Genomic DNA, 23384 nt, shown 5'->3' with positions numbered 1-23384 from the left:
TAAGGGCCCTACGTTCTGCCAAAGTGTTAGGGCGAGGGGATTTGTCTCGCTTCATAAATCCAATTTCCAAAAAGACTTAAGCAACGGACGAATAAAAACAGAGCTAACGCGCGCAGGCAATTGTCGAGGTGCAGCATGAGCGTCCTAGATCAAGCATGGACAGACTACAAGCTGAGAGCCAACAAGGTTTCGCTTCTGGACGCGGCAAAGAAGTGCGGCGCAACGCTGAAGCCTGCCGGGGGTAAGGAATACGTCGGCCCGTGCCCCGCCTGCGGTGGGAAAGATCGCTTTGCGGTGAACACATCTAAAAACAAGTGGGTTTGCCGGGGTGCCGGTGGTGGCGGTGACACCATCGGCTTGGTAATGCATTGCGACGGGCTGACCTTCGCACAGGCTTGCGAAAAGCTGACCGGGGAAGCTCCCCCCAGCGGGAGCACCGAATACACGCCCGAACAGCGCGCCGCCTGGGCGAAGCGACAGGCAGAAGCGGAAGAGCGGGACCGGCATAGGCAGGAAGAAGAAGAGCGGGACGAACTTGCCCGACTTGATGTCGCCAAGGAACTTTGGGGCGAGGCCCGAATAATTGAAGGCTCGATGGCAGAAGACTATCTGCGTAGGCGTGTCAAAGGCCTTGAAGGGAAGCTGCCCGGTGTTCTCCGGTTCCACCCGAAATGCTTCCTCTCGAAAGGGCAATATCATCCCGCTCTTGTCGCGCTCGTCCAGGGCGCAGAAGGCCAGCAAGTCGGAACGTGGCGCATATACTTGGATGCGCATGGCGACAATCTCCGCGCGGAAGACGGCAGCAAGATTAAAAAGGGCCTTGGCCCCTGTGGTGGCGGTGCTGTTCGCCTGCATCCTCCTAAAGACGGCAGTTATATTGCTGTTTGCGAGGGGATAGAAACAGGCTTCGGCGTCCACCTTCTTTCAGGTCTGCCGGTCTGGGCATGCAGAACCGCTAACGGGCTTTCCGGCCTCGCTCTCCCTTGGGAAATTGAACGGCTCGCTGCTCGCCTCGGAAGCTCTTGACCTCGACAAGCGGGAATATTTCCGGGTTGATCCGGAATATAACCCTTTCACCAACGGCGACTTGAAGGGCTATGAAGAGCATTCCGACCGCTTCCTTGAAGCCCAAAACGCAACCGTCGTGGAAGCCATCAAGGCCGATATTGACCGGGAAAAGCGTGACCGGGAAACCATTGAGGCGGCCGGTTGGGGCGGTACAGGTGCCGAGATTTTCGCCAGTGTTGCCAGCCCTACGCTATTGCTTCCAGGCGGCGCATTGGCGAAGGCTGTCCGGAAGCTGCGCAGTGCCGGTTCTGCGGCAACCGATGATCTTGATACGGTCGATTGGGAAAAAGAACTGCAGATTGGTGGCGGCCGTGCGACCAAGGCGATTGCGAACGCAACAGCGGCCGTACGCCTAAACCCGGGGCTTGAGCTTCTAACCTCTCCTTCCATGAAGTCCCGAAGCACGTTCCTGAAGCTGGCTGAAAACCATGTCGGTACGGCGGGCGAGCTGGAAGGTCGAACGCTCGGCCCGGCAGTGGAAAGCACGATGAAGCGTTACCAAGGAAACCTTGCAACGTTCATTGTGAAGCGGCGGCAAGGCTATAAGGCAGCGCGGAATGCAGGGTTCAACAGGAGGCAGGCGGACTTTGACGCGGCCGTAGCCCGTGCCACTCGGCGCGGTGACAAAGACGTTGACGGCAATGAGTTCGTTGAAGCTGTCGCCCGGTCTTGGCGCGAAGACGTAGCGGATCCACTCAAGGACGAGGCTGTGGGCGTTCGCCTATTGCCGGAAGGCGTGAAAGTGACCACCGCACCAAGCTATCTTTACCGGATGTATGACCGGGGAAAGATCCTTGCGGGCGAGTGGCAGTTTCGGGGCATCCTCAAACAGTACATTCGCGGCGAGGTCGACAGGGCGATTGCACGGCAAGAGGAAATCGAGATTGCCAAGAACATCAACCGGGCATCTGACGTTGACGAACAGCTAAGCCGTGCGCTCGGGCGTGTCGAGAACGTTGACGAGCGCCTGGCCAATCGCAGGAAGGTCCGTGAGGGCAAACTATCAGCGATCCGCCGGAAGGAAGGCCAGCGCTTTGACGTGCTCCGGGGCCGCGTTCCTGAAACGGTTCTTGCTGCGGCAAAGCAAGCGGCTGATGACGATGTCATGGTGCGGTCAGTGGCAGAGGCTTCCCAGTCTGCGAAGGTCGGGCAAAAGCGTCCTGTGCTGTCTCTACTGTCGCAGAAAGGCGGGGTTAAGATCGGCTCTGCGCTGGACCAAGAGCTTAGGCATATGGGGGTCAACCCGAAGACTGCCCCGGGCTTGTTCCGAAAGGAAGGCGGCCTGTCGGCGGTCGACAACTTGGTTGCGCGGGAAGACCCGTTGCTTGCCCGGATGCACACAGACCAGAACGGCTACGCTGACCCGGATGAAATCTTGGCGGCGATCCGTGATGAAATGGCCGGCGCACCACTTCGTACTGAAGACGAGTTGGCGGCCGAAGCCGCGCGCGAAGCTCTTGAGGCAAACGCGGAACAATGGTTGGAAAGCATCGGCTTGCCTTCAAACGCAACGGTTAAACAGGTGCGCGAGCGACTGAGCCGGGCCTTGAAGCAAGAAGACAAGCTGTCGGATCTTGACCAGGCTATCGGCCGGATGACGGGTGAGCTGGAAGAGTTCGACAGACTTACCGACGAAATCTCGGCCGAACGTCTCATTGCCGAAGCAGAAGCCAACCGCTTTGCGGATGAGCTGAATGACTTGGAGGCGAAAATCAACGAGGTGCGCCAGCAGGCCAATGCCTCGCCAACGGTCAAAATCTTGGTCGACTTTGCCGACGCCCGAAAGGCTTTTGCAAAGGGCCGGTATGATCAAGCTCGGATCGGAAACCGAATCGAGGCCATTGAACGTGTTGAAGCCGAAGGGCGGATGACACCGGACATGGATGCAGAGTTGCGAGCGCTCCGGGCCGACAAGAACAAGGCCGACGAACGGGTGATAAAGGCAAAGGCGAAAGTTGATAAACTCAAGCCAATGCTGCCGAAGGATCGGGGCGAAGAGCTGGACTTTGCCGACGACTTAGACATTGACGGCTACGTTGACGAAATCGTGGGAAGCACCTTCGACAAAATCACCGGCCGACAGGTCGAGGACGTGCCCGACTGGATGGTGCCTGTTAACGGTGGCTGATCCCTCGGCGACGCTGACAACTGCCATTCTCAAACAAAAAAACGAATTGGCATACCTGTAGTTGCAAAATTTGCGAATGATTAAGCTGGTCTCAGGTAAGGGTCTGTAATCTATCGGATACGCTGCTCACATCGGTTGTGATGGCGACTGCATTTCAGATGACGACGAGGCTGTAAATTGTTCCGGAACGTTTTTGAGAACTATTTTGACGACAAGGCGATTGGTAAGGTTCCAGGGGTCATTCCGGAAGGAGCGCTTGCCATCCGGGCTGTCTGCAACGACCTGCCGAACTTCTTTGCTCAAAGAGTCGAACAACTGCGTGAGCGGCCGCTCGATTACAAAAGCTATGGAAGCTGCGGTCAAACCAATTTCAGTTTTAGCAAAGTGCCTTGGGTTGCTTGTTGTCGAAGGAATATCACAAGATCGGTTCAACGATCTTATTTCATTGTTCTTCTTTTCAAAGAGGACATGACTGGCTGCTATCTGACGCTCAACCAGGGCTTCACCCAATACAGAAATATCTTCCCTACAGCGGATTTGTCGCGGCAATACGCCATGGTCGGCGCTCGTTTGATCAATCAACTCGTTGACACTCCGCACGACTTCGAGGTCGGTCCCATCGATCTCGCTACAACATCGGGCCTTGGCAAGGGATACGAAGCAGGATCGGTACTAAGCCGATATTACGACAGGAATAATCCCCGAATTGAGGGTGACGTCCTTAATGATTTTGGGCAGCTTTTGGAGATCTATGATCGTCTAGCGGAAGTTGTCCCAGCGGATGTTACCGATCTGCTCACAGGCGACGAAGCTGCCTACCAAGCGGCAACGAATATGCTGGCGAATGAGCCTGATGAAGGTGAACAAGACGAGAGGCCGGCGGCTCTACCCCAAAGGAATCCGGCTGGCCAAGGAGGAGGTTGGCGGAGAGATGCCGCCCAGGCAGCAAGGGCTCTCCGAAATGCCGGGCACCGCTGTGAGATTGATCCAGAGCACGATACCTTCATTTCAGAGGCAACTAGGCTCAACTATGTAGAAGCGCACCATTTGGTGCCCATGGCGCACCAGGGTGACTTTCAGCACAGTTTGGATGTGCCGGAAAACATCATTGCACTGTGCCCCACCTGTCACCGGAAGATCCACTTTGGACCAGTCGCGGAGCGCTCTGATATGTCGGCTAGGCTCCTGGCCGAGCGTGCTGAAAGGCTGCAACGAAGAGGTGTTGAAGTCACCGAACGGCATCTGAGAGCCATTTATCGTCGTGAGACAGTACAGGACTGATTTTTATAATCTATTGATATTGAATGGTCCCGTTTCCAAATTGACTTTGCTTTTACGTGCAATACCCATGAGGGAAGAATGGATCCTGAAAAAAGAAAAGAGTTGATAGAACAAACGCGTGAAGAAGCGCTGTTGTTCGTCGAAGATTTGGAGCACCTCAAGTCTGTCTCTGAAAAGACAAAGACGAGTCCAGTAGACTTAAGGCATGCAAGTGCAATACTTCGAAGATGGCTTGTTGAAGATCTTTTGAAACGCATCGCCGGACCGCGGATAGGGAAGCTCCTGGTCATTTCGGTTGATAACAACCCGATCTACCAGTCTATGCGTAAGAAACCAGCTAATATTTTTGTTTCCGGTGGCGCGAGTGTTCACGGAATTCAACTGGCTGCGGTTGTGCGGCAAGAAGGCAATGTCACGTTTGATTTTCGAGACTACAGCCCAGACAAGACGATCGAATTGAACATTGATAGTTTTAAAAAGCAAAAAGTAATCTTTTCAGATGGGGAATGGATTACACGGCACCAAGTAATAAAGTTTGTGGCGAACGTAGGCAGCGGTGTCCATGCAGGGAAAATAAACGAAACTTGGGAGAAAATATTAGGGGATTTTAGGGGGCAGATTTCAATCAGGCTTGAGCAAATTGAGGGTGGAGAAAATCAGCCAACTATCACTTGGGCCGTTGGAGCGCCTGGCGCTAAGATAACGCCCGGGAAATATGATCCTACAATGATCAATGGAGTTCTATTGGAAATAATTTCTACAGTTCACTTTTTGATCAATTCTCCCGATATGGAACGTTTGAAAGAAGCCGTAGTGAGTGAGTGAGTTCAATTTTCGGAGTGTGTTTTGTCGTCGCGTCACAAAATGTCGTGGGGCACACCCGTGCTAACGCCTTGATTTCCAAAAGGCGTGATCTCAGCTACGCGCGGCAACTCACGACTTTTTTACAAGCAAAATCGAGATTTGGCTGGTCCCTCCGGACCTATCAGGTGCCCACATCATGAAACTAAAAGCCGCCGGCTACTTAGCATTTCATTGCAGTTTCATTGCAAAGAAATCTGGCAAACTTTTATAAGTCTTTGAAATTGTTGGTCGGGCAGGCCGGATTTGAACCGACGACCCCTTCACCCCCAGTTATGTGATCCATGCCTAAGTTATTGATTTCTGCCTATCGGAGCACTTAACGCGGGCCGGATTTACCTATTCAAACGCTTCAAAATCGTCTCTCATGGTTCACTTGAACCATGGCGCACTTAACTTGATCTAGAAATCCAAAGCCTTGGCCGTCTTTCTCAGATGCTCTGAGCTATAGCGGGCATACACCTTGCGCGTGACCGACACGTCACGGTGTCCAAGAAACTGCGCTATCTCTTCCATGCTTTCATCCGCTTCCGCCATCCATACCGCTGCTGTGTGCCTGAACACGTGCGGCGAAACATCTTCAACGCCTGCGCGCTCTGCTGCATTGGCTATGCCCTTGCGAATTGACTTGACTGGACCGCTGGCGTACTCGACCACATATTCACACGTCCGCACTTGGTGGGCTTCCTCAAGCACTCTCCTGATACGGTCTGACATCGCCACGATGGCCCGCCCTTTGCCGCGCTCGCTGTTCTTCAGCCGGATCTTGCCGCGTTCGAAGTCAACTCGGTCCCAGGTTAGTTCCAGAACAGCGCCAACGCGACCGGCTGTTGCCAAGAGCAGTTCCATGGCAATGCCGATATGCGGGCTTTTCACGTTGTCAATGAGCTTGCGCATTTCCGCCTTGGTAAGATAGCGGTCACGCGCATCTGAATCGGCTGGCACCTCGATAAATGGTGCTTTGGTTAAATGCCGGTTCTTCTCAGCCCAATTCAGGCTAAGTCTAAGGTGCTTCAGTTCCGTTGATATCGTGCTTTCAGCGCGGCCTTGTGCTCTGCGCTTTTCGGCATAGTCTCGGCAGTCATGGACGGTTATTGCCTCGGCTTCCATCTTGCCGAAGTATGGGCCGATTGCCTTCCAATGGAAGTGCATATTCTGGCCGATAACTTTGCCTTGTGCCTTCTTGTCTTTTTCGCACGCCGCCCAAATATCAGAGACTAGCTTGGACGGCGGCTTGTCCAAGGTCGCAATGATACGCTTTGAAACGCGCTCTGCTAATTCCCGATCATCCGTGCCAGTCGAAATCCTGCGCGTGCTTCCTGATTCCGTCCATGCGACGGCATAGTTCCCCCGGTATTTGACAAGCCTGTACCGCACTCTTTCGCCTCCACTGCTGAAGCAGGGATACGATACAAGCGACCAACGCGGAAGTGGTCAAGCTCATTGCGGTTGCACATAGACCTGATGGCGTTTGAAGTTACGCCCCATCTGGCGGCGAGCTGATCAGGAGTGTAGTTCACGTTACTCTCCTTTCAGAGATCGGATGGACGCGGAAAGAACCGAATTGGCATTCTCAAGCCAGTCAAGAAGAAACTCTCTTTCGGTCGGCCTCACCCTGATCACATCTAAATCGACAAGCTCTGTTGCTGTTTTCAACGCTCTCTCCAGCTCTGCATTACGTTCCTGTAGGGCTTGGATGGCGTAGGCGGCTTTAATGGCAGAAATATCCAAAACGTCCTTTACTACGCCGGGTTCAGTCTCGGCGTACAACCGCAACCTCCTCACCAGTTCGTCATACTCACTCATCCCTATTCACCCCGCGCCTTTGCCAACGCTGCCTGCGCTCTCTGGATAGGATCAAGAAACGTAGCCAGACCCTCTTCATCATCGATGATGATTGTCGATACCAGTTCGTCTAAGGCTTTGTAGAGCGCGTCTTTCTCTTCAAGCAGCCGCTCGACATCGACAGCCGGTATAGGCAGTCTTTGCTTTGACATGTGCCGAAGCTGACAGTCTGTTTTGACGGCTACCATGTTAGTCTCCTGTCTTGAGGAAGATTTGCCGGCCGTCTTTCGTCCAGCATTTCCGACCGTCGTGTGATGTATACTCAGCGACAAAACCACCATTGCCGAGGCAGTGTTTTTCATATTTCTGGAAGTTGATATTGTCCGCTGTCATCAACATCGCGACACCTGACACCCACATCACGCTGCCAACAAGCACCGTCACTTCAGCGCTTATCCCGATGTATGTAAGCAACAAAAATGCCGCGAAAGCACCGAAGAAAAGAAAGAGGCCAAATCCCATAAGCATCTCACTCTTCCTCCTGACTGGCGCGGATCATTTCGGAAATGCGGCGGTCGATGTCTTCGGCGTCATTTGAGCTTACGCCCTTGAAATATTCGCCTGCCCAATGGTTCCCGATGATCTTGACGGTATCGACAGGCACCATGACCACGCCTGCCTTCTCGCAGTACACATCCAGGATCTGCTCTGGACTTGCGCCAAAGTTGAAGCTGTCAATCATGGCTTCCAGTGCTTTTGGGTCGTACTTCATCACACGTCCTCCGCGAACAGAATGCTTTCCTTGCGATCCATCCGCCGCGCATCAGCAAGCGCCGCAATCATCAGCGCAAACACAACAAACACAATCGCAAAGCTGAAAAGAACCGCCCAGATCGTCCCGACAAAAACCGCGATTGCGGATACCAGCACAGACGCAAAGCCAAGCAGCGACAGACCGAACACAGGACCGTTGAGACGATCAAACCAGCGAGCAGACAGTGTATCGCCAGCAGGCACGTAACAGACCTTCACCGGACACATGACGAAACCTCCATACGCTCACCGACAAGCGGCAGGCTGATATTGATGTAAGGCTTTGGCGCGCTACGTTCGCCGCTTGCCAGATGGCCGAAGTCGGTAATGTTCGGAAACACGACAGACTGTGTTTTGATGACGATTGGCGGCAGTCCGCTTTCGTCTTCCAGAAGGATTTCAGGCTTGCACATGTCGCGTCCTTTCAATCGAACATGCCGCAATTGGTCGGCTTGCTTTCCGTTGATGATGCATGGATGACTTGAGGCTGGATTCCGGCAACTTCCGTCACCAGCTTGCGTTTTACCGCCTGCGGAAATTCATCCTTAGACCTGACCGGCTCCGCAAAAGAGCCTGGCCCGCCGATCACGCAATCTCGGTAATAGTTCACGATGTTGAACGTTGCCGCCCACGCCGTCTTGTCCTGCTTCAACTTCAATGGCAGGCCATTGATCGTAATGCCGGCGGAAACAAGCATGTCGCGGGCTTCCGTGACTGCGCCGCCCTGGTTGTTTGGGCCATCGCCGGAAATGTCGATCACACTGCGCAATCCCTGATACTGATTGTTTTCCAGCATGGTTTTTGAGAACCGGAGAGCATCAGCGATTGACGTGCGTTGAGATTTGTTTTCTGGCGCGGTCAGAATTTCTTCGGCGAGGTGTGCGGCGCTGTCTGGCCCGTCGATGATTTGCCAATCAGCAACAACGTATTGCTCGCCAATCCCGCCCCATTCGACGTAGGAGACAGCTATACGCTGCAATGGCCCCGCTTCGATGGCGTCAAGAAATTCTCGGGATAGCAGCGCGGCAGCATAACCGGCGCGCTGCAGATCCTTTTCGTCTGATTCCATCGATTGCGAGATATCGACGGCAAGCACGAGTTCAACATCAACTTCGTTGGCGGGATCGTAGCTTGCTGGCAATGCGGCCATGATTGCCGCGATGATTGGGGCGGTTTTCATGGTTTATCTACCTCCAGCAGTAGGAGATATTTCAGGCGGTTTTTAGCATCATGATAATTATCAACTCCAAGTAGCTCGTAAAAATCAGAAATGATGTTAGCGCTGGCCTGCGCTGCCATGCTGTCGCTCGACCATCCCTCGGCCCAGACAGGGCGTAACTGTTCAAGACCAGCGTTTGCACGCCGCGCCCATTCAAGCTCGCTGTTTAGTTCCTCGACGTATTCAGCCGGGTAAAATGAAATAGCCTTGTCACGATCCAACATCACGCCGCGTCCTCCACCTGGATCGGAGCGGGCTTCACACGAATGGTCGTGGTTTCCGTCTCGTTGTAATAGTCCGCAAGCGTGTCCTTGCCGATGTCATCCGCCAGCCGCTTGGTATCCAGCCGCTTGGATGTCGAATGCGAAACCGTCAGGATGAACTTGGAACAGCGAACGGCGTTGACTTCCCGGCGCTTGATTTCGTTCTTGAGCGTGTCGGCTTCTTCCTTCGCGCCCTTCATGACCAGATCCAGTTCACCAAGGCGATCCGCGATCTGTTCGGCGGAATAGTTATGCATTGCATTCACGTTCATGGCTGTTTGCTCCTGCTTGCTTTTTCTTCCAGTTTTGCGGCCGAACGCATCAGGCTGTCCGCATGACGGAAGGCGCGGTTGACTTGTTTTGAAATCCGGTTCGCGGCCATCTTCTGACCGGCGTACGAAAGCTCATGGATGGACGGCAGTTGCCCTTCAGCTTCCCGGCGAAGGCAGGCAGCACGCTTTCTGTTACGCTCGGCCATGCCGGCCAGCGCGTTGGCGCTGGCTTCTGTGATGGAGGCGGTCATGCTGCATCCACTCCGGGCCAAGAAGGATGCTCACCAGCAGCCAGCGCCCGCGACTGAATGTTGAACTCGCGAATGATTTTCGCGATATTCGGGGCGCGGTTCTGTTCGGTGCAGGCTTCGCACCAATGCTCAATGCCGACCTGCACCATGTCGTGATAGTCAGTATCAATATACCGCTCGCACTTATCGCAAATCATGATACTCATGCGACTTCTCCATCCTTAATGGCAACGGCCTCATCGGTGAGGATCGCCCTTACGAGGTCCGCAAGCTCAAGTGCGGCTTGCATGGCTGCGTCGTCGGTTGACGCATGCTCAATGGTTTCGCAAAGCTCAAGGAGCTTCTGCCTGTCTTCTGGGTAGGTGCTGAAGGGTTTCATGCCGCCTCCTGCATCGCATCGCGCCACTGATTGGCGGCGAATTCATCAATCAGTGGATCGGAAAGAGCCGCAGCGAAGAACGCGCCGCCAAGCTTGGCGCGGAAACCATCGCCGCGCGTGTCTTTGTAGTCCCAACGCAGCCAGCCAGTACCGGCAAGGTTCTCGACCTCGACGCGCTCGACATGCCAAGCAAGATCGCCGCAGCCATCGTCCTCAAGGCTGATAGTCACTTCAGCCTCACGCTCGCAAAAAGCGATGCCGTCGCATGTGACAGTCAGTTCAAAGGTTTCGGTGATTTGCATGTGATCTGTCCTCCGTTGGCGTTGAGAACAGAAAATAGCATATTTGATATACTGTCAATCAAAAAATATCGGATACGGCACATTTTAACGAAATGTGGCCGGTTGCGGATAACGTTCATTCTCGTTTTGAGAAGTTGCGCGGCGCAAAAATGATATTTATTTCACGCCAGATCATGCAGAACAGACCCATTGACAAAGCGCTCGTTATCGAGCTTTCCAAGGTCGTGTTCGAAAATATCCATAATGCTAAAATTTATTTGAAATTAGAGAGTTACGATGCGGCAGCTATCGTTCTGCGCATTGCCGCAGCGTCAAACGGTGACGGCGGAATATCAGAAGCGCAACTAGTGCGTGAATTGGGGTTTTCGCGCGCAACCATGAACAGGGTTATAAATCGTTTGATCGATACCCATCACATCAAGGTCATACCTAACGAAACGCCGCGACGGTTCGTCTACAACTTCGATTTCGTTGTTTCAACCTATGGTAAAGATTGGATGGAAAAAAGGGCGGAATTGCACCGATCCTTGATAGACAGATGCGTTGCATCATTGAATGCAGTGTTTGCCCTTTTGCGGGATTCTCATTTTGAGAAGCGGAAATAAAACCGTCTTGCCACCTAATTTTTGCGGGGTAAGATTCCCGCATTGGTGGAGGGCCAAATGAATACCAATCAAGAAATAATCGAAGAGATTGCGAAGCTGTGCAAAGCTGACCAGGCGCTAGTCCTGCAATTCATCGCTCGACTGTCTAAGGCTGTCGATCATACGCATCACGGCGTCTCTCTGTGCCGGCGTGAGCGTGTTCAACTTCCTGGCAAGCATGGCGGTGTCTAAATCAGCGCCGGGACCTTCAAGCAAATCAGCTACTGAGAGATCAAGCTCTTTCGCGATCATGGCCATCTTGTTGATGGACGGCACGTGATCGCGTTTGAGGATCTGCGAAATATAATGCTGGTTTTTGCCCATCCGCAAGGACAGCTCATGCATTGTCAAGCCTTTGGCTTTCAACGCTTTTCGTAACACTTCTTTCCACATTTCACTCATGTCGCGCACAATACCGAACTTGATACAAATTCGGTACGCTTAAATTTGATATAATTTTCCTCTTGCCTCGAATGTATCATTTATGATATTTCTTCCGGCATGGCTGAGAAACAAAACACACCTGAACCCATCCCGACATACTATGTCGTAAGGGATTTTCTGAACGAGTTCGGCATGCCGGCAAGCGCTTTTGGCTTGTCTGTAATTGGCAATCCGAACCTGTTTCGTCGTCTTCGTGATGGTAACGACATCACGACGCGCACGGATCAGAAAATCAGGACTTTCATTTCTCAGTATCGACAGCGCGAGCAGGCGCTTTCTCGTGACAAAATGGAGGCGGCGGAATGATTTCCTTTGCCTTCACTTCTTGCCGGAACATCTCAGTTTTTGCGTGTTGTTCCGGCGCGCCCTGGTGGGCCTCTTATTTCGTCTTGTTTCCGCATGTCGTTGCTCCCTTTCGATGGTTGTATCTAGCCATAAAGGGTTTCCGAGATGCGGGAAAAGTCTTCCGAAAAACAAGAAAGCTCTAATGCCATGCACGCGATTGAAGCCGACTTCAGATCGGCAATCGAGCGCCTTGGTTATATGCCGGGGTGTCGAAATCAGGAAGCCATGATCAGCCGTGCTGCTCGTGCTGCAAACATCAGTTTCAGCATGGCAAAGCGTCTTTTCTACGGCGAAACAACAGACCCTAAAACCTCGGTATCCATGAAGATCGCCAATGCATTGGCGAAAAGACAAGAGGAAAAGGCAAGTGCAGCAGCAGCAGACGCATTCGGACAGCTCGCCATCCTCGCGAAGCAGTTTCAGCAGACTAACCCGGAGCTTTCTCGGTCGCTTCTTGATGTGGCGCTCGGAGGTTCTGGGGCAGAAATCGGCGCGATACTTCAATCGCGCCTTGAGAGTCGCGCCTTGGCTGGCGGAAGAAATCAGGAGCCGGTTTAAATGACAGCAGAACTCGCAACGGCAACGCAGCCAACAAATGTGCTTGCACTCGACCTTGGCACCACGACCGGCTTTGCACTCAAGCAAGGCGAGATGCCAACGCTCACAGGAAGCGTGCAGTTCAAGAACAGCCGATACGAAGGCGGCGGAATGCGCTTCCTGCGCTTTCGCAAATGGCTGGAAACGCTGAATGACCGTAACGGCGTTGATGTCGTCTATTTCGAGGAAGTCAGACGGCACCTCGGAACAGATGCGGCACACGTTTATGGCGGACTTCTGGCAATGCTGACGGCGTGGTGCGAAGTCAACCGCATTCCATACCAGGGAGTTCCGGTCGGCACGATCAAACGGCACGCGACCGGCAAAGGGAACGCGAACAAGGGCGCGATGATCAACGCTGCCAAGGGTTACGGCTTCGACCCATCAGACGACAACGAAGCCGACGCAATTTGTCTTTTGAAGCTTGCTTGCGAGGAAATCGGCGCGAGCTTCTAACATAACGCCGCCCGGCGTCCGGTTTATCCGGTGCGGTTTCGTTCATTCCCGTTCTCCTGCGCCGGGCGGCGTGACCTTTAGGAAACGGGACGAACACGAAAGGAAAACGAATGGCAATTTCACTCGCATCGCTCAGGCGAACAACGGCAACACAGCCGCCGCGCCTGCTCATTTATGGCCCGCCCGGTCAGGGTAAGACAACGCTTGCAAGCGAGTTCCCTGCGCCGGTCTTTATCCAGGTTGAAGACGGCACGCCGGCCGGTCTGGAAATCGACACATTCGGCCATCTCACTGACTTTCCGTCCGTCATGGAAGCGCTTGTCTCACTGGACGAAGAAGAACACGACTTTCAAACGGTCGTCGTTGACAGCGTGGACAAGCTGGAAGCTTTGGTCTGGGCGCAGACATGTGCCGACAACAAGTGGTCTTCCATCGAAGATCCTGGATATGGCAAGGGCTACATCGCAACCGAGGCAGTTTGGCGCGAGTTCATGGAGCTTTGCAATGTTCTGCGCACCAAGGGCATGAATGTCGTCTTTCTGGCGCATTCCAGCATCGAGCGCTTTGATGATCCGACAACGGCCAGCTACAGCCGATACGATATTCGGCTGCACAAGCGCGCCCTTGCGCTCTTCCAGGACGAAGTGGATGCAATCCTGTTTCTCAATCAGGACGTGACCACGAAGGAAGAAAAGCAGGGCTTCGGCAAGGAAGTCAAAGCGACTGGCGGCGGCAAACGCTGGATCTACACGGAAGGCCGTCCGTCTTTCGTGGCGAAGAACCGCTACGGCTTGCCGCACAAGCTTTTCTATGAGCTTGGCAACGGCTTTGCGCAAATGGCCCCGTATTTCCCCAACACCCAAGCGCCTGCGATGCAGGCCGAAGCAGCGGAGTAACGCACATGGCAAATCTCGGAATGACGTTCGATCCGGCACAGGTGCCGCAGGATGAATACGAAAACCCGCCCGATGGCCGGTATCTGTCGCAGGCTATTGAAACCGGTCGGATCGACAAGGACAACGGCATTCGGACCATTTGGGCACAAATGGAAATCATGGAAGGCCCGTTTGAGCGTCGGCAGTATCGTCTTTGGATGGACATTGTGAACCCTGGAAGTCCGATTAAAGAAAAGATCGGGAATCAGGATCTTGGAAAGCTGACGATGGCGGCTGGCAAGAACACAATCGAAGACAGCTCGGAAATCGAGTTTATCCCGATGTACATCACCCTGAAGTCAAAAGACGGCTTCCAAAACATGAAAAAGGCGGAACCCTACAGCGCAGCGCCGCAGGGTCATCAGCCGCAGCATGGCTATCAGCAGCAGCCCGCAAATAACGGCTACCAGCAGCCGGCGCAGAATGGCGGACCTGCCGCTAACAACGGCAATCAGCGCCGCTGGGGCAATCGAGCAAGCGCGTAGCCAAGCCGGGCGGGCGGTTCTCTAATTCCACTCAGAAACCGCCCGCCGCTTCCAATCACATAACGCTTTCAACATCACGCGAAAGGAACGCGGAATGATGAACGACAAGCCGTGTCTTGACAAGCGGGGTGCCTGACAATGGCCGCTATCCCGCAACGCAGATCACCCACAATCGACGCAATCTATCAGGTCTATGAACAGCGTGAGGCTGAGCGCGAAGGCGAGCGCGATTTTATCGGCATCTATGATATCGGTCACGTTTGCCGCCGCCGCCCCTGGTACGCTTTCAGATGGGCGCACGAACCGGAGCGCAAGACCGGCGAACGGCTTCGCGAGTTCCGCCTTATCCAGCTTCACAGAAAGCAGGTTATTGCAGATCTGAAAGCCCTTGGCCTCGACGTGACAGATGTTACCTATGACGGCTTCTACCTGAAGTTCGATTTGGTCGGCGATCACGTCAGAACGGAAAACCTGATCACGGCGACCGGCGTTATTGAAGCGCCGAAAGCGCGCCATGTGGTCGAAATCCATTCACTACGGTCGAAAGACTATAAGACTGTCATTTCCAAGGGCCTGAAGGAAGGAAAGCCTGACCGATACGTCAAGCTACAGCTTTCCATGCACGGCGCGGCCATCGACCGTGGGCTTTATGTCGCTGAAGAACGCGAAACAGGACAGATCCACATTGAGCGCGTTCACTATGACCCGGTGTTTTCGGGTGAGCGAATGGCACAAGCGGAAAACATCGTCCGCAACAATCATGCGCCGCCGAAGCTGCACGAAGACCCTATGCACAAGATGGCGTTCAAGTGTGGCAGTTGCCCCGCTTACGGCGTCTGCCACGGCGGCGCATGGCCGCGCACGAATTGCCGGACTTGCTTGCACAGTACGCCTTCAATGGACGGCGACGGCGGGTGGCATTGCGGACGGCACGGTCATTTCCTGACGACAGAAGACCAAAAGACCGGCTGTCCAAATCACCTGTTTATTCCGGACCTGGTGCCTGGAAAGCAGATCGACGCGGACCCGGAAGCGGAAACGGTGACATATCTGCTGCCGTCCGGTCAGGAGTGGACTGACGGAACCGGAAAGGCGGTGAGGTGATGAGCAAGAATTATGAGCGCCTGAACACGACCAGCAACATGACGCAAGTGCCACCATCCTGCGGCGGCGAGCCTGCTGAAACATATGTAGGCATGGCCCATTTCGCGGGGGGCACTCCTGGAAAATTCTGCCGTCAATGCCGTTTCCACGGGATGTCAAAAGGTAAAAACATGAGCCGCGTAGGAGACGTGAGAGCCTTCCCGTGCGCCAAAGCCAAGCAGATGGGGTGCAAAACGCCAATGAAAGTTCCGGCGAATGCCCACGCCTGCAAATACTTCGAACCGAAGTGAGGACGGCCGCATGAAAAAAACCGTCAAAATCGAGCCATCCAAAACGGGCGGCGTCACTATCAACGATCCTGACAACGGCAAGACGGAAATCGCCTTCAACGAAGTGCCGTTTCTAGTGTCCGGACTGCTGAAGCGTGGCGACAATCGCGGCGCACGCGAGGTCTGGAACGCTGCCTTCAAGGCGCAGGAGGCTTGCCACAAATGAGACTCCGGCCATACCAGCAGGAGGCCAAGGACGCTTTCAATGCCTTCTGGGACAACGGCGGCAATCACGGTCTTGCGGACTTGGCAACCGGATGCCATGCGTCAGGAACGAAAATCTTGATGCATGACGGATCGGTCAAGCGTGTCGAGGATATCAAGGTAGGCGATACCTTGATGGGTCCCGACAGCAGCCCAAGGGCTGTCTTGGCGTTAGCTCGCGGCCGCGAAGAGATGGCTAGAATAAAGCCGCTCAGAGGTGGGGAGCCTTTCGTCGTTAACCTCGGCCATATTCTGCCTCTCGTCAGAACACAAAGGTGCGCTGATGCAGACACATACCCTTCCTATCGTGGTGGGGTGGTAAGAAATGTAACTGTCAGAGAATGGCTAGGCGCGACCAAAACCTTTCGCCATATGCACAAACTGCAAAGATGCGGTGTAACATTTCCGACTCGCGCCAAGCCGTTGGTGGACCCATGGATTGTAGGCGCACTTCTCGGTGACGGTAGTGTTAGAAGGTCAGTAAATATTACGACTATGGATCTAGAAATAGACCATCGTTTTCGTAAGTGGGCTGAAGAAATAGGGTGTGAAGTTAGGCGGGCGCAAAAGGCAAAGCCAAACAAGGCTTGGACCTTATTCGCAAAATCCCCAGGTCCGAAGAATAAGCATCAAAACGAGGCGCAAAAGATCATCAAGAAAATTGGGATCTACGGGAAGTCGTGCGCGGATAAAAGTATCCCTGAAGAATATAAGACAGGCTCCCTAGAGACTAGGCGTCAGGTTCTGGCAGGACTTATAGACACTGATGGGCATTTAACATGCTGCGGTTATGAGCTTGTATCAAAATCAAGAAAGCTTGCAGAGGACGCTATATTTGTCGCTAGGTCTTTGGGCCTTTCAGCCTCTGGGCCGAAAAGTAAATTCGTGAATGGCGATGAATATTTTCGGCTTCATATTAACGGTGACGTTAATCAAATACCTGTCGTCCTTGAGCGAAAGAAAGCGAAACCTCGCAAGAAAAAAAAGAACCCGTTGAGGTCAGGATTTACGGTCGAGATACTGCCTGAAGATGATTACTACGGGTTCTCGCTTGATGGCGACCACTTGTATTTAACTGCCGATTTTACCGTGCATCATAACACGGGCAAATCAGCCTTGATAGCCAGCCAGTGCGCAGACATCCATCGGGAATACAGCGGCGTTGGCTCGCTGATCATCGCGCCGCGCAAAGAGCTGATCGCGCAAAACTCGCAAACCATGCTCCGCATATGGCCCTGTGCGCCTATCGGGATCAACTGTTCCAAGCTCGGACGGCGCGACACGCGGCAACCGATCATCTTTGCAACGGTCAATTCCATTTATCGCAATCCTGGCATTCTCGGAACCCGCGATCACATCCAGATTGACGAAGCGCATCTTCTGCCGCCCGGCGAGGAAGGGATGTATCATGACGTGATACAGCACATGCTGTCCGTCAATCCATATCTGCGCGTGTCCGGCTATACCGCAACGCCATACCGCACCGATATGGGCCGCTTGGACGGCAAGGGCGGGCTCTATGAGAAGACCGTTTATGAATACGGCATAGGCGAGGGCATCCGCGATGGCTGGCTTTGTCCGCTCGCATCCCCGCCTGGCAAGCGATCCGCTGAAATCGACGTGTCCAACGTTCCGCGTTCTGGCGGTGATTTTCAGATCGGAGCCATGGGGCGCGCTGCCGATGAAATCACGGAACAGGCCGTTGAAGAAATCATCGAACTAGGCGCAAACCGGCGTAAATGGCTGGTTTTTTCGTCCGGCGTACAGCACGCAATGAGCGTTTGTGAAGCCTTCAGACGGCGCGGTATTTCCGCCGAGGTCATTTATGGCGACATGAACGATGGCGAGCGCGATAGCATCCTTAAGCGCTTCAAATCTAAAGCTTTTCGGGTTTTGGTCAACGCCGATATTTTGACGACCGGCTTCGATGACCCGGAAGTTGACCTTATTGGCGTGCTTCGCTCGGTGCTGTCCACTTCGCTGATTGTCCAGATCTGGGGGCGTGGAACGCGCGTTGTCTGGCCGCAAGGCTTTGACCCGAATGAAGCAACCGTAGAAGAACGGCGCGAAGCCATCGAGGAAAGCTCCAAACCTAACTGCCTTGCGGTCGATTTCGGCGGAAACATTCGCCGTCATGGCCCGGTCGATCAGATCGAAGTGGAATCCCGTGACAGTCGAGGCAACGAGGTTGTCGGCAAGGTATCGGTAAATTCCGTTCGCTCAAAGCACTGTCCGGTGTGCGAAACGGAAGTTGGCCTTGCAACGATGCAATGCCCGACATGCGATCACGAATGGCCGAAGCGCGAGCCGAAGCATGACGCTGTTGCGGAGCGTGAGGCGAAAATCCTGTCAGACGGTCAGGCGGTCGCAAAGTCCAAATGGCTGGAAGTGAAAGACACGAGCTTTCATCTTCACCACAAGATCGGCGCACCGACCAGCTTGCGAATTGAATACGAGGCTGGACTTGGCGCTCCTTACAAAGACTACCTGGCGTTCGAACAGAAGGGCAAGCCGCGTCAACGGGCTGGCGAGGTCTGGCGGCGCATGGGCGGCGATCTGCCGATACCAAAGACGGCTGAAGACGCATTGGCGCGTGTTGGCGAGCTGAAGATTGTCACGGCAATCAGCGTGCGTCGTCCGAAACCGAAATCCAAATATTTCAACGTGGTTGATCGGCAGTATGCCGAGCATAGAGCCTTGGAGGCAGCGGAATGATTACGATCAAGTCAATTGCAGAGTTTGTTGAACGCGAATTTCTGCTTAACCCGAAGTGCATCACGACCGGTCAATCGCACGCGCGGCACATTTCCAAGCCACGGCAAATCGCCCATTGGCTCGCCCGCAAACTGACCGGTCACAGCTACCCAATGATCGGGCATCACATGAAGCGCGACCATACGACAATTGTTTACAGCTATGCGGTCGTTGAGCGCGAGATTGCCAACGGGACAGACATGGGGATGCGTGCAATCGAAATCATGCAGAAGATCCAGGCTCAGGAGCAAGCGCAAAGGCAAGCAGCATGAGCGCGCTATCTGGCGGGCCATGCGTCGTTTGCCGGCGACGTGATGACGGCGTTGCAATCCGCATCGGCAAGGATCTGCATTGGTCCTGCATGGATCACATTCACCTGACAAAGAAGGCGCTGGAAATGCCACGACAGCAATTCGACGTTTACGAACACGAGGCCATGGAAGAGGCCATGAACAAGGCCGCTGATCGGCTTGAAGGCTTCGGTACGTCCGATCTGTTTCAGATGGACGAAATGCAGGCGCATGCATTCTTTCGCGGTGTTCTGGACGACTTTGGCGACACGTTAGAGGACAAGCTGGAAAAGTTCGAGCCGCAGTTTTAGCGGTGGCTAAAAAATATCGTATATGATATTGTTTAGGCTTTCGGAAATAGCGGGGTGGAGTTTGATATGAACTGGACGAAGAAGAAAAAGGGCTGTGCGATTGTGTATACCTCGCCGGAAAATGATCATGCGATTGTTGATCGTCGTGGATTCGGCGCGTCGGCAGCTATGGGCGAAAACATAACCTATCGTGGTATCGCTTTTGATAGCGCAGAAGCCGCCAAGAAGTACGCAGAGACGAGTGCAAAATAATGGTTGTCATAGATTATCTTGGTGGAAATTGCCCCGTTCAGGCTGAAGGTAAAATCGACGGCGAACCATTTTACTTTCGAGCGCGCGGCAATTCATGGTCTCTGTCTATCGGCAGTGAAGAAAACGACAACAGCAGCGTTGGAATTTACGGCAAAGACGTTGTTGGAAATCCGTCTTGGTACTACGAAGAAGAATACGGAACCGGGCCTTATGATGCTGGGTGGATGAACATGGATGTTGCAAGGCAAATGATCGAAAAGGCCGCAAAATTGTGGCGAGAAATAATATAGCCCCCAGATCATAACCCCGCTTTATGTCGCTCAGATCATAAAAGGCCACAATGGCAAATCTCGGCTTTACCTTCGACCCATCCGTCACGCGCGCGCTGTCCAATTACGAGCTTGCCATTTCCCTCTTTGAGCATGGTTTGCATGTGTTCCCGTGCCAGCACGAAGGCGAGGGCGCTAAGCAGCCTTGTCCCGGCGTCATGTGGCGGCGTAAGTCATCCCGCCAAATGATTGACCAGCAATGGCAGCGCTGGCCGGACGCCATGCCGGGGCTTAATCTCGGGGAAAGCGGTCTGCTTGTCGTGGATGCGGACGGTACGGCCGGTATCGCTGCATGGGAAGCCATCGCAGCAGAGCACGGAGGATGCGATGCGCCAACCGTAGACACACCCGGCAACGGACGGCATTACTATTTCCGCCAGACAGAAGGATTGAACCACGGCAACGCACGCGGCGCGCTTCCAAAGAAGGACGTTTGCCCGGTCGATATTCGCGGCGCTGGCGGCTACATTATCGCGCCAGGTGCCGAGCGTGAAGATGGCGTCTATGAACCCGGAGACGGCGATCCGCTGGCCATTCTCGACGCGCCAATCATGCCGCCTTGGCTGGTGGATCTGCTGACGAAAGCGCCACCACAAGAGACGCCAAAACCGTCAACGCCAATCGCGCCATCAATCGACGTTGAACACCCGCGTTTGCGCGCGTACGTACAGCAGACGTACAACGACGAAATCCGCGCCCTTGCAACATGCGGGGCAGGCGGCAGAAACAACCAGCTCAACACCTCTGGCTTTTCGCTGTTTCAGCTTGCGGCCGCAAAGTGGTCCGGCGTTAGCGCGTCCGAAGTCGAAGCTGCTCTATTTCAAGCCGCCGAAGAATGCGGACTTGTTGCAGACGATGGCGCGGCATCCGTGCGCAAGACCATCAGAAGCGCCCGCCGTGGCGGTATGGCAAGCCCGCGACCGCTGCCGGAACACATTGCCTCGGAAATCGATGAGGAAGGCCGTGCGCTCGAATATGGCCGTCAATGCGCTGCTGCCATCGTTCGCCAGGATGACGGCACGCTGATCGATCAGGACACGGGCGAAATCATCGAGGACGAAGAACGGCCAATTGAGCTTCTGGACGGTATCAAGCTTGGATCCGGCGTTGATTGGCAAAAGCCTGGCGGTCTGATCGAAGAAATCGCCAACTGGATCATGGCAACGTCACGATGGCCAAACAAGCCTCTTGCCATTGCGGGGGCTTTGGCGACAGTCGCCGCTCCATGCATGCGTCACCTTTATTCCCCGTCCGGCGCGTCTCTCAATCCATATCTGATCATGCTGGCAGGAACAGGAATCGGCAAGGGCAGTCCATTGGCTGCGCCACCAAAGATCCTCAAAGCCGCCGATATGGACAGCCTGCACACGGTTATGAAAGTGTTCTCAGTATCCGGCCTTGAGGAAATGATTGTCGATCATCCAGGCTGCATTGCGACAACGGATGAAATCGGGCCGAACCTATTGCGAAAGATGTTTCATCGCCGGGCATCGTCTCATGAAATCGGATTGAAAACGCCGCTTATGGAGCTTTGGAGCCGCGAGATCGGCCGCGAGGACTGGTATCCAACCAAGCGCGCGCAAGGCACGCAAACGCCAGTGCCATCGCCGGGCCTGTCCATTCTTGGTGCATCGACGCATGAAGAGTTCTTCGAAGCCGTTGGCGGCAACTCCATTACAGACGGCTTTCTCAATCGCTTTCTGATCGTTCAGGCAGCGCCACGAGGCGAGCTGAATGACAACGCCCCGCCAGAGGTGCGCAAGGTGCCGGCAAACATCGTCAGGCGCATGAAACTGCTTATGCCGGACGGTGACGGCAACCTGGCGGGCGGATTGAATACGTACACGCTTTACGGATCGGTCACGGAAACAAGTGTGCCGTGGGCATCGGATGACGTAAGGCTGGCAATGCGGGCCTTTACCATCGAGATGGCGGATAGGCTTGACAGTGATCCGCAATACGGCGGCTGCGTGGCGCGTGCTGCGGAATACACCGAACGGCTTGCAACGCTTCATGCGGTCAGCCGTGACGGTCTGCGTGCGAAGGTCAAGATGGAGGATCTGGAATGGGGTGCGGCGTTCGTTCTGGCAAGCGCACGGGCTGTCATTGAAGGCGCGCAAGACATCATGGCGAAGAACGATCAGGAAGAGAAGGTCAATTCGATCCGCAAGATAATCCGCAAGGCGAAGGAAATCAGCGAGCGGGATTTGCTGCGCCGGTTGCCGCATATCACGTCACGGGACCGGGAATCGATTATTCGGGACATGGAAACAAGCGGAATGGTCTACAAATGGAACAAGAACGAAGGCGGGAAGGGGCGACCATCCTGGATGCTGCGTTGGATTGGATAAAGAAAAAGCCCCGTGAGGGGCTTATTTTTAGGCTATATATCTGCCTTTTTCGTCAACCCAAGACCCAAATTTCCTGACGGCGCGAATCTTGTTTATGTAAATTTTGTGGTGTTTCGGTAAATGTCTGTGATTGGCTGCATGCTGAAGCAATGAAGCGATGGAAGCTGGCGCAATGGGCGTTCCGTTGTTCTGAAGTCTCGTGAACCCATTGTGATACGAAAAGCCCGGCAAAGTGTGATTTCGCCGGGCTCTAAATGGGTGGTTAAATCTTTCGTGCACGGGCCAAAGCCTCACGATTTTTGCGATTGCGAATACGGCAAGCTTTAATCTCGACGGTGCGGCCGGCCTTGTAGTCACGAATGACTGAAGCAGACGGGGACTGAGCCCAATATTGAGAAAAAGTATCAGCCGGATCGATAGAAGCCAGTTCGGCTTTAAGTTCTGCTGCGCGTTCTGCGTTGATCTGTTCCATGGTCATTTCCGTGTTCCTTTCGTTTCCCTATGAAAAGAACATACAAATTATTTGGATATGTGTCAATGGATAAATATCAAAAACGCTATTTTTTTTGATACTCATCCAAGCCGGCCAAAAGCGCGGAACATGCAAGCCCAGTCGCTTTGTCTGCGCCCTTGTTTTTCATATTCACGATCTGGTTAGCAGAGCGGCCAAGCAAACGGCCACAATGCGCGTCTGACGTGGCAAGGCCAGCCTCTTTCATGTCGGCCAGCCATGCTTTGAAATCGTCGGAGGTCATAGCGTCGATCCGTGTTTGCAAATCGGGCAATCTGCCCTGTTGTGGTTGTCTGCCATCCTGTGGGCCATAGATTCGAGGGAGCTAGAGAGTAGGCGAATCCGTCTGGCGACCTGTTTCACTAGGTGAGGGTCTTCGCTTTCTGCCAAAGCTTCTATAAGTTCGCGGATGATTGGGCCA

General features: G+C 54.0%; 36 protein-coding genes and 1 pseudogene. 20 read left to right on the top strand and 17 right to left on the bottom strand.

Going from position 1 to position 23384, the window contains the following annotated elements; translation table 11 throughout:
• Nucleotides 1–135: 135 nt before the first annotated feature.
• The 4 genes from B0E33_RS01545 to B0E33_RS01530 all read left to right on the top strand — a co-directional run bounded on the left by B0E33_RS01545 (nt 136) and on the right by B0E33_RS01530 (nt 5302).
• Nucleotides 136–1026 (top strand): DUF7146 domain-containing protein, encoded by an 891-nt coding sequence (locus B0E33_RS01545; protein WP_077290225.1) that lies wholly within the window; start codon nt 136–138, stop codon nt 1024–1026.
• The gene (locus tag B0E33_RS01540; protein ID WP_077290224.1) at nt 992–3196 is read left to right on the top strand and encodes a hypothetical protein; all 2205 of its coding nucleotides are present in this window, start codon (nt 992–994) and stop codon (nt 3194–3196) included. Before B0E33_RS01545 ends, B0E33_RS01540 begins: the two co-directional genes overlap by 35 nt.
• Nucleotides 3197–3373: 177 nt before the next feature.
• Nucleotides 3374–4477 carry an MrcB family domain-containing protein gene (locus tag B0E33_RS01535; protein WP_077290223.1) on the top strand — a complete coding sequence of 368 codons (1104 nt, stop codon included), beginning with the start codon at nt 3374–3376 and terminating at the stop codon, nt 4475–4477.
• A gap of 78 nt (nt 4478–4555) precedes the next feature.
• The gene (locus B0E33_RS01530) at nt 4556–5302 is read left to right on the top strand and encodes a hypothetical protein (RefSeq protein WP_077290222.1); all 747 of its coding nucleotides are present in this window, start codon (nt 4556–4558) and stop codon (nt 5300–5302) included.
• Nucleotides 5303–5740: 438 nt separating this feature from the next.
• Here the strand turns inward: B0E33_RS01530 and B0E33_RS01525 are convergent, their stop codons facing one another.
• The 14 genes from B0E33_RS01525 to B0E33_RS01460 form a co-directional block, all read right to left on the bottom strand.
• Nucleotides 5741–6715 carry a tyrosine-type recombinase/integrase gene (locus tag B0E33_RS01525; RefSeq protein ID WP_228148050.1) on the bottom strand — a complete coding sequence of 325 codons (975 nt, stop codon included), beginning with the start codon at nt 6713–6715 and terminating at the stop codon, nt 5741–5743.
• A gap of 144 nt (nt 6716–6859) precedes the next feature.
• Entirely contained in the window at nt 6860–7144 is a 285-nt protein-coding gene (locus B0E33_RS01515) for a hypothetical protein (RefSeq protein WP_077290219.1), read from the bottom strand.
• Between the two features lie 2 nt (nt 7145–7146).
• Nucleotides 7147–7371 carry a hypothetical protein gene (locus tag B0E33_RS01510; RefSeq protein ID WP_077290218.1) on the bottom strand — a complete coding sequence of 75 codons (225 nt, stop codon included), beginning with the start codon at nt 7369–7371 and terminating at the stop codon, nt 7147–7149.
• A gap of 1 nt (nt 7372) precedes the next feature.
• A complete protein-coding gene (locus B0E33_RS01505; RefSeq protein ID WP_077290217.1) occupies nt 7373–7651 on the bottom strand; it encodes a hypothetical protein in 279 nt (92 codons plus the stop codon).
• Nucleotide 7652: 1 nt separating this feature from the next.
• Nucleotides 7653–7895 (bottom strand): hypothetical protein, encoded by a 243-nt coding sequence (locus B0E33_RS01500; RefSeq protein WP_077290216.1) that lies wholly within the window; start codon nt 7893–7895, stop codon nt 7653–7655.
• The gene (locus tag B0E33_RS01495; RefSeq protein WP_077290215.1) at nt 7895–8164 is read right to left on the bottom strand and encodes a hypothetical protein; all 270 of its coding nucleotides are present in this window, start codon (nt 8162–8164) and stop codon (nt 7895–7897) included. The genes B0E33_RS01500 and B0E33_RS01495 overlap by 1 nt, the downstream gene beginning before the upstream one ends.
• Nucleotides 8152–8349 carry a hypothetical protein gene (locus tag B0E33_RS01490; RefSeq protein WP_077290214.1) on the bottom strand — a complete coding sequence of 66 codons (198 nt, stop codon included), beginning with the start codon at nt 8347–8349 and terminating at the stop codon, nt 8152–8154. Before B0E33_RS01490 ends, B0E33_RS01495 begins: the two co-directional genes overlap by 13 nt.
• 11 nt (nt 8350–8360) lie before the next feature.
• Nucleotides 8361–9116, bottom strand: coding sequence for a DUF1194 domain-containing protein (locus tag B0E33_RS01485; protein ID WP_208997743.1), 756 nt, complete (start codon nt 9114–9116; stop codon nt 8361–8363).
• Nucleotides 9113–9379: a hypothetical protein gene (locus B0E33_RS01480; RefSeq protein ID WP_077290213.1), complete on the bottom strand. Its 267-nt coding sequence runs from the start codon at nt 9377–9379 to the stop codon at nt 9113–9115. The genes B0E33_RS01485 and B0E33_RS01480 overlap by 4 nt, the downstream gene beginning before the upstream one ends.
• Entirely contained in the window at nt 9379–9690 is a 312-nt protein-coding gene (locus tag B0E33_RS01475; protein WP_077290212.1) for a hypothetical protein, read from the bottom strand. The genes B0E33_RS01480 and B0E33_RS01475 overlap by 1 nt, the downstream gene beginning before the upstream one ends.
• Complete coding sequence (locus tag B0E33_RS01470) at nt 9687–9941, bottom strand: hypothetical protein (RefSeq protein ID WP_077290211.1); 255 nt, start codon at nt 9939–9941, stop codon at nt 9687–9689. The genes B0E33_RS01475 and B0E33_RS01470 overlap by 4 nt, the downstream gene beginning before the upstream one ends.
• Nucleotides 9938–10147, bottom strand: coding sequence for a hypothetical protein (locus B0E33_RS01465; RefSeq protein WP_077290210.1), 210 nt, complete (start codon nt 10145–10147; stop codon nt 9938–9940). The genes B0E33_RS01470 and B0E33_RS01465 overlap by 4 nt, the downstream gene beginning before the upstream one ends.
• Entirely contained in the window at nt 10144–10320 is a 177-nt protein-coding gene (locus tag B0E33_RS30795) for a hypothetical protein (protein WP_156912316.1), read from the bottom strand. Before B0E33_RS30795 ends, B0E33_RS01465 begins: the two co-directional genes overlap by 4 nt.
• Nucleotides 10317–10622 carry a hypothetical protein gene (locus B0E33_RS01460; RefSeq protein WP_077290209.1) on the bottom strand — a complete coding sequence of 102 codons (306 nt, stop codon included), beginning with the start codon at nt 10620–10622 and terminating at the stop codon, nt 10317–10319. Before B0E33_RS01460 ends, B0E33_RS30795 begins: the two co-directional genes overlap by 4 nt.
• Nucleotides 10623–10714: 92 nt before the next feature.
• Between B0E33_RS01460 and B0E33_RS01455 the strand changes: the two genes are divergently transcribed.
• Nucleotides 10715–11227 carry a helix-turn-helix domain-containing protein gene (locus B0E33_RS01455; protein WP_077290208.1) on the top strand — a complete coding sequence of 171 codons (513 nt, stop codon included), beginning with the start codon at nt 10715–10717 and terminating at the stop codon, nt 11225–11227.
• 117 nt (nt 11228–11344) lie between these two features.
• On the opposite strand, the gene B0E33_RS01450 is transcribed toward B0E33_RS01455, so the two are convergent.
• Complete coding sequence (locus B0E33_RS01450; protein ID WP_077290207.1) at nt 11345–11668, bottom strand: helix-turn-helix domain-containing protein; 324 nt, start codon at nt 11666–11668, stop codon at nt 11345–11347.
• A 99-nt stretch (nt 11669–11767) separates the two neighbouring features.
• On the opposite strand from B0E33_RS01450, the gene B0E33_RS01445 reads away from it, so the two are divergent.
• The 15 genes and pseudogenes from B0E33_RS01445 (at nt 11768) to B0E33_RS01380 (ending at nt 22452) form a co-directional block, all read left to right on the top strand.
• Nucleotides 11768–12016, top strand: coding sequence for a hypothetical protein (locus B0E33_RS01445; RefSeq protein WP_077290206.1), 249 nt, complete (start codon nt 11768–11770; stop codon nt 12014–12016).
• Nucleotides 12017–12160: 144 nt separating this feature from the next.
• Nucleotides 12161–12613 (top strand): hypothetical protein, encoded by a 453-nt coding sequence (locus B0E33_RS01440; RefSeq protein ID WP_156912315.1) that lies wholly within the window; start codon nt 12161–12163, stop codon nt 12611–12613.
• A complete protein-coding gene (locus tag B0E33_RS01435) occupies nt 12614–13108 on the top strand; it encodes a hypothetical protein (RefSeq protein ID WP_077290204.1) in 495 nt (164 codons plus the stop codon).
• A gap of 110 nt (nt 13109–13218) precedes the next feature.
• Nucleotides 13219–14004 (top strand): ATP-binding protein, encoded by a 786-nt coding sequence (locus B0E33_RS01430; protein WP_077290203.1) that lies wholly within the window; start codon nt 13219–13221, stop codon nt 14002–14004.
• Between the two features lie 5 nt (nt 14005–14009).
• On the top strand, nt 14010–14528 hold the full coding sequence (locus tag B0E33_RS01425; RefSeq protein ID WP_156912314.1) for a hypothetical protein: 519 nt from the start codon (nt 14010–14012) through the stop codon (nt 14526–14528).
• Between the two features lie 138 nt (nt 14529–14666).
• Nucleotides 14667–15632, top strand: coding sequence for a hypothetical protein (locus B0E33_RS01420; protein WP_077290201.1), 966 nt, complete (start codon nt 14667–14669; stop codon nt 15630–15632).
• Nucleotides 15632–15922 (top strand): hypothetical protein, encoded by a 291-nt coding sequence (locus tag B0E33_RS01415; RefSeq protein ID WP_077290200.1) that lies wholly within the window; start codon nt 15632–15634, stop codon nt 15920–15922. Before B0E33_RS01420 ends, B0E33_RS01415 begins: the two co-directional genes overlap by 1 nt.
• 10 nt (nt 15923–15932) lie before the next feature.
• On the top strand, nt 15933–16127 hold the full coding sequence (locus B0E33_RS01410; RefSeq protein ID WP_077290199.1) for a hypothetical protein: 195 nt from the start codon (nt 15933–15935) through the stop codon (nt 16125–16127).
• Nucleotides 16124–16981: pseudogene (locus B0E33_RS31600) on the top strand (Hint domain-containing homing endonuclease); the annotation flags it as partial. The gene B0E33_RS01410 and the pseudogene B0E33_RS31600, both read left to right, overlap by 4 nt.
• 69 nt (nt 16982–17050) lie before the next feature.
• Nucleotides 17051–18880: a helicase-related protein gene (locus B0E33_RS01405; RefSeq protein ID WP_228148049.1), complete on the top strand. Its 1830-nt coding sequence runs from the start codon at nt 17051–17053 to the stop codon at nt 18878–18880.
• Nucleotides 18877–19191 carry a helix-turn-helix domain-containing protein gene (locus B0E33_RS01400; protein ID WP_077290197.1) on the top strand — a complete coding sequence of 105 codons (315 nt, stop codon included), beginning with the start codon at nt 18877–18879 and terminating at the stop codon, nt 19189–19191. The genes B0E33_RS01405 and B0E33_RS01400 overlap by 4 nt, the downstream gene beginning before the upstream one ends.
• Nucleotides 19188–19520 carry a hypothetical protein gene (locus B0E33_RS01395; protein WP_077290196.1) on the top strand — a complete coding sequence of 111 codons (333 nt, stop codon included), beginning with the start codon at nt 19188–19190 and terminating at the stop codon, nt 19518–19520. The genes B0E33_RS01400 and B0E33_RS01395 overlap by 4 nt, the downstream gene beginning before the upstream one ends.
• A 66-nt stretch (nt 19521–19586) precedes the next feature.
• Nucleotides 19587–19772, top strand: a complete 186-nt coding sequence (locus tag B0E33_RS01390; protein WP_077290195.1) for a hypothetical protein — start codon at nt 19587–19589, stop codon at nt 19770–19772.
• Nucleotides 19772–20062, top strand: coding sequence for a hypothetical protein (locus B0E33_RS01385; protein WP_077290194.1), 291 nt, complete (start codon nt 19772–19774; stop codon nt 20060–20062). Before B0E33_RS01390 ends, B0E33_RS01385 begins: the two co-directional genes overlap by 1 nt.
• A gap of 50 nt (nt 20063–20112) precedes the next feature.
• The gene (locus B0E33_RS01380) at nt 20113–22452 is read left to right on the top strand and encodes a bifunctional DNA primase/polymerase (protein WP_077290193.1); all 2340 of its coding nucleotides are present in this window, start codon (nt 20113–20115) and stop codon (nt 22450–22452) included.
• Nucleotides 22453–22714: 262 nt separating this feature from the next.
• On the opposite strand, the gene B0E33_RS01375 is transcribed toward B0E33_RS01380, so the two are convergent.
• On the bottom strand, nt 22715–22924 hold the full coding sequence (locus tag B0E33_RS01375) for a hypothetical protein (RefSeq protein WP_156912313.1): 210 nt from the start codon (nt 22922–22924) through the stop codon (nt 22715–22717).
• 85 nt (nt 22925–23009) lie between these two features.
• Nucleotides 23010–23207 carry a hypothetical protein gene (locus B0E33_RS01370; RefSeq protein ID WP_077290191.1) on the bottom strand — a complete coding sequence of 66 codons (198 nt, stop codon included), beginning with the start codon at nt 23205–23207 and terminating at the stop codon, nt 23010–23012.
• Nucleotides 23208–23384: the final 177 nt, after the last annotated feature.

The organism is Roseibium algicola, assembly GCF_001999245.1.
GTDB lineage: Bacteria > Pseudomonadota > Alphaproteobacteria > Rhizobiales > Stappiaceae > Roseibium > Roseibium algicola.
The sequence above is the reverse complement of the archived record's forward strand: the minus strand, read 5'-3'. Positions and strand labels throughout refer to the sequence as shown.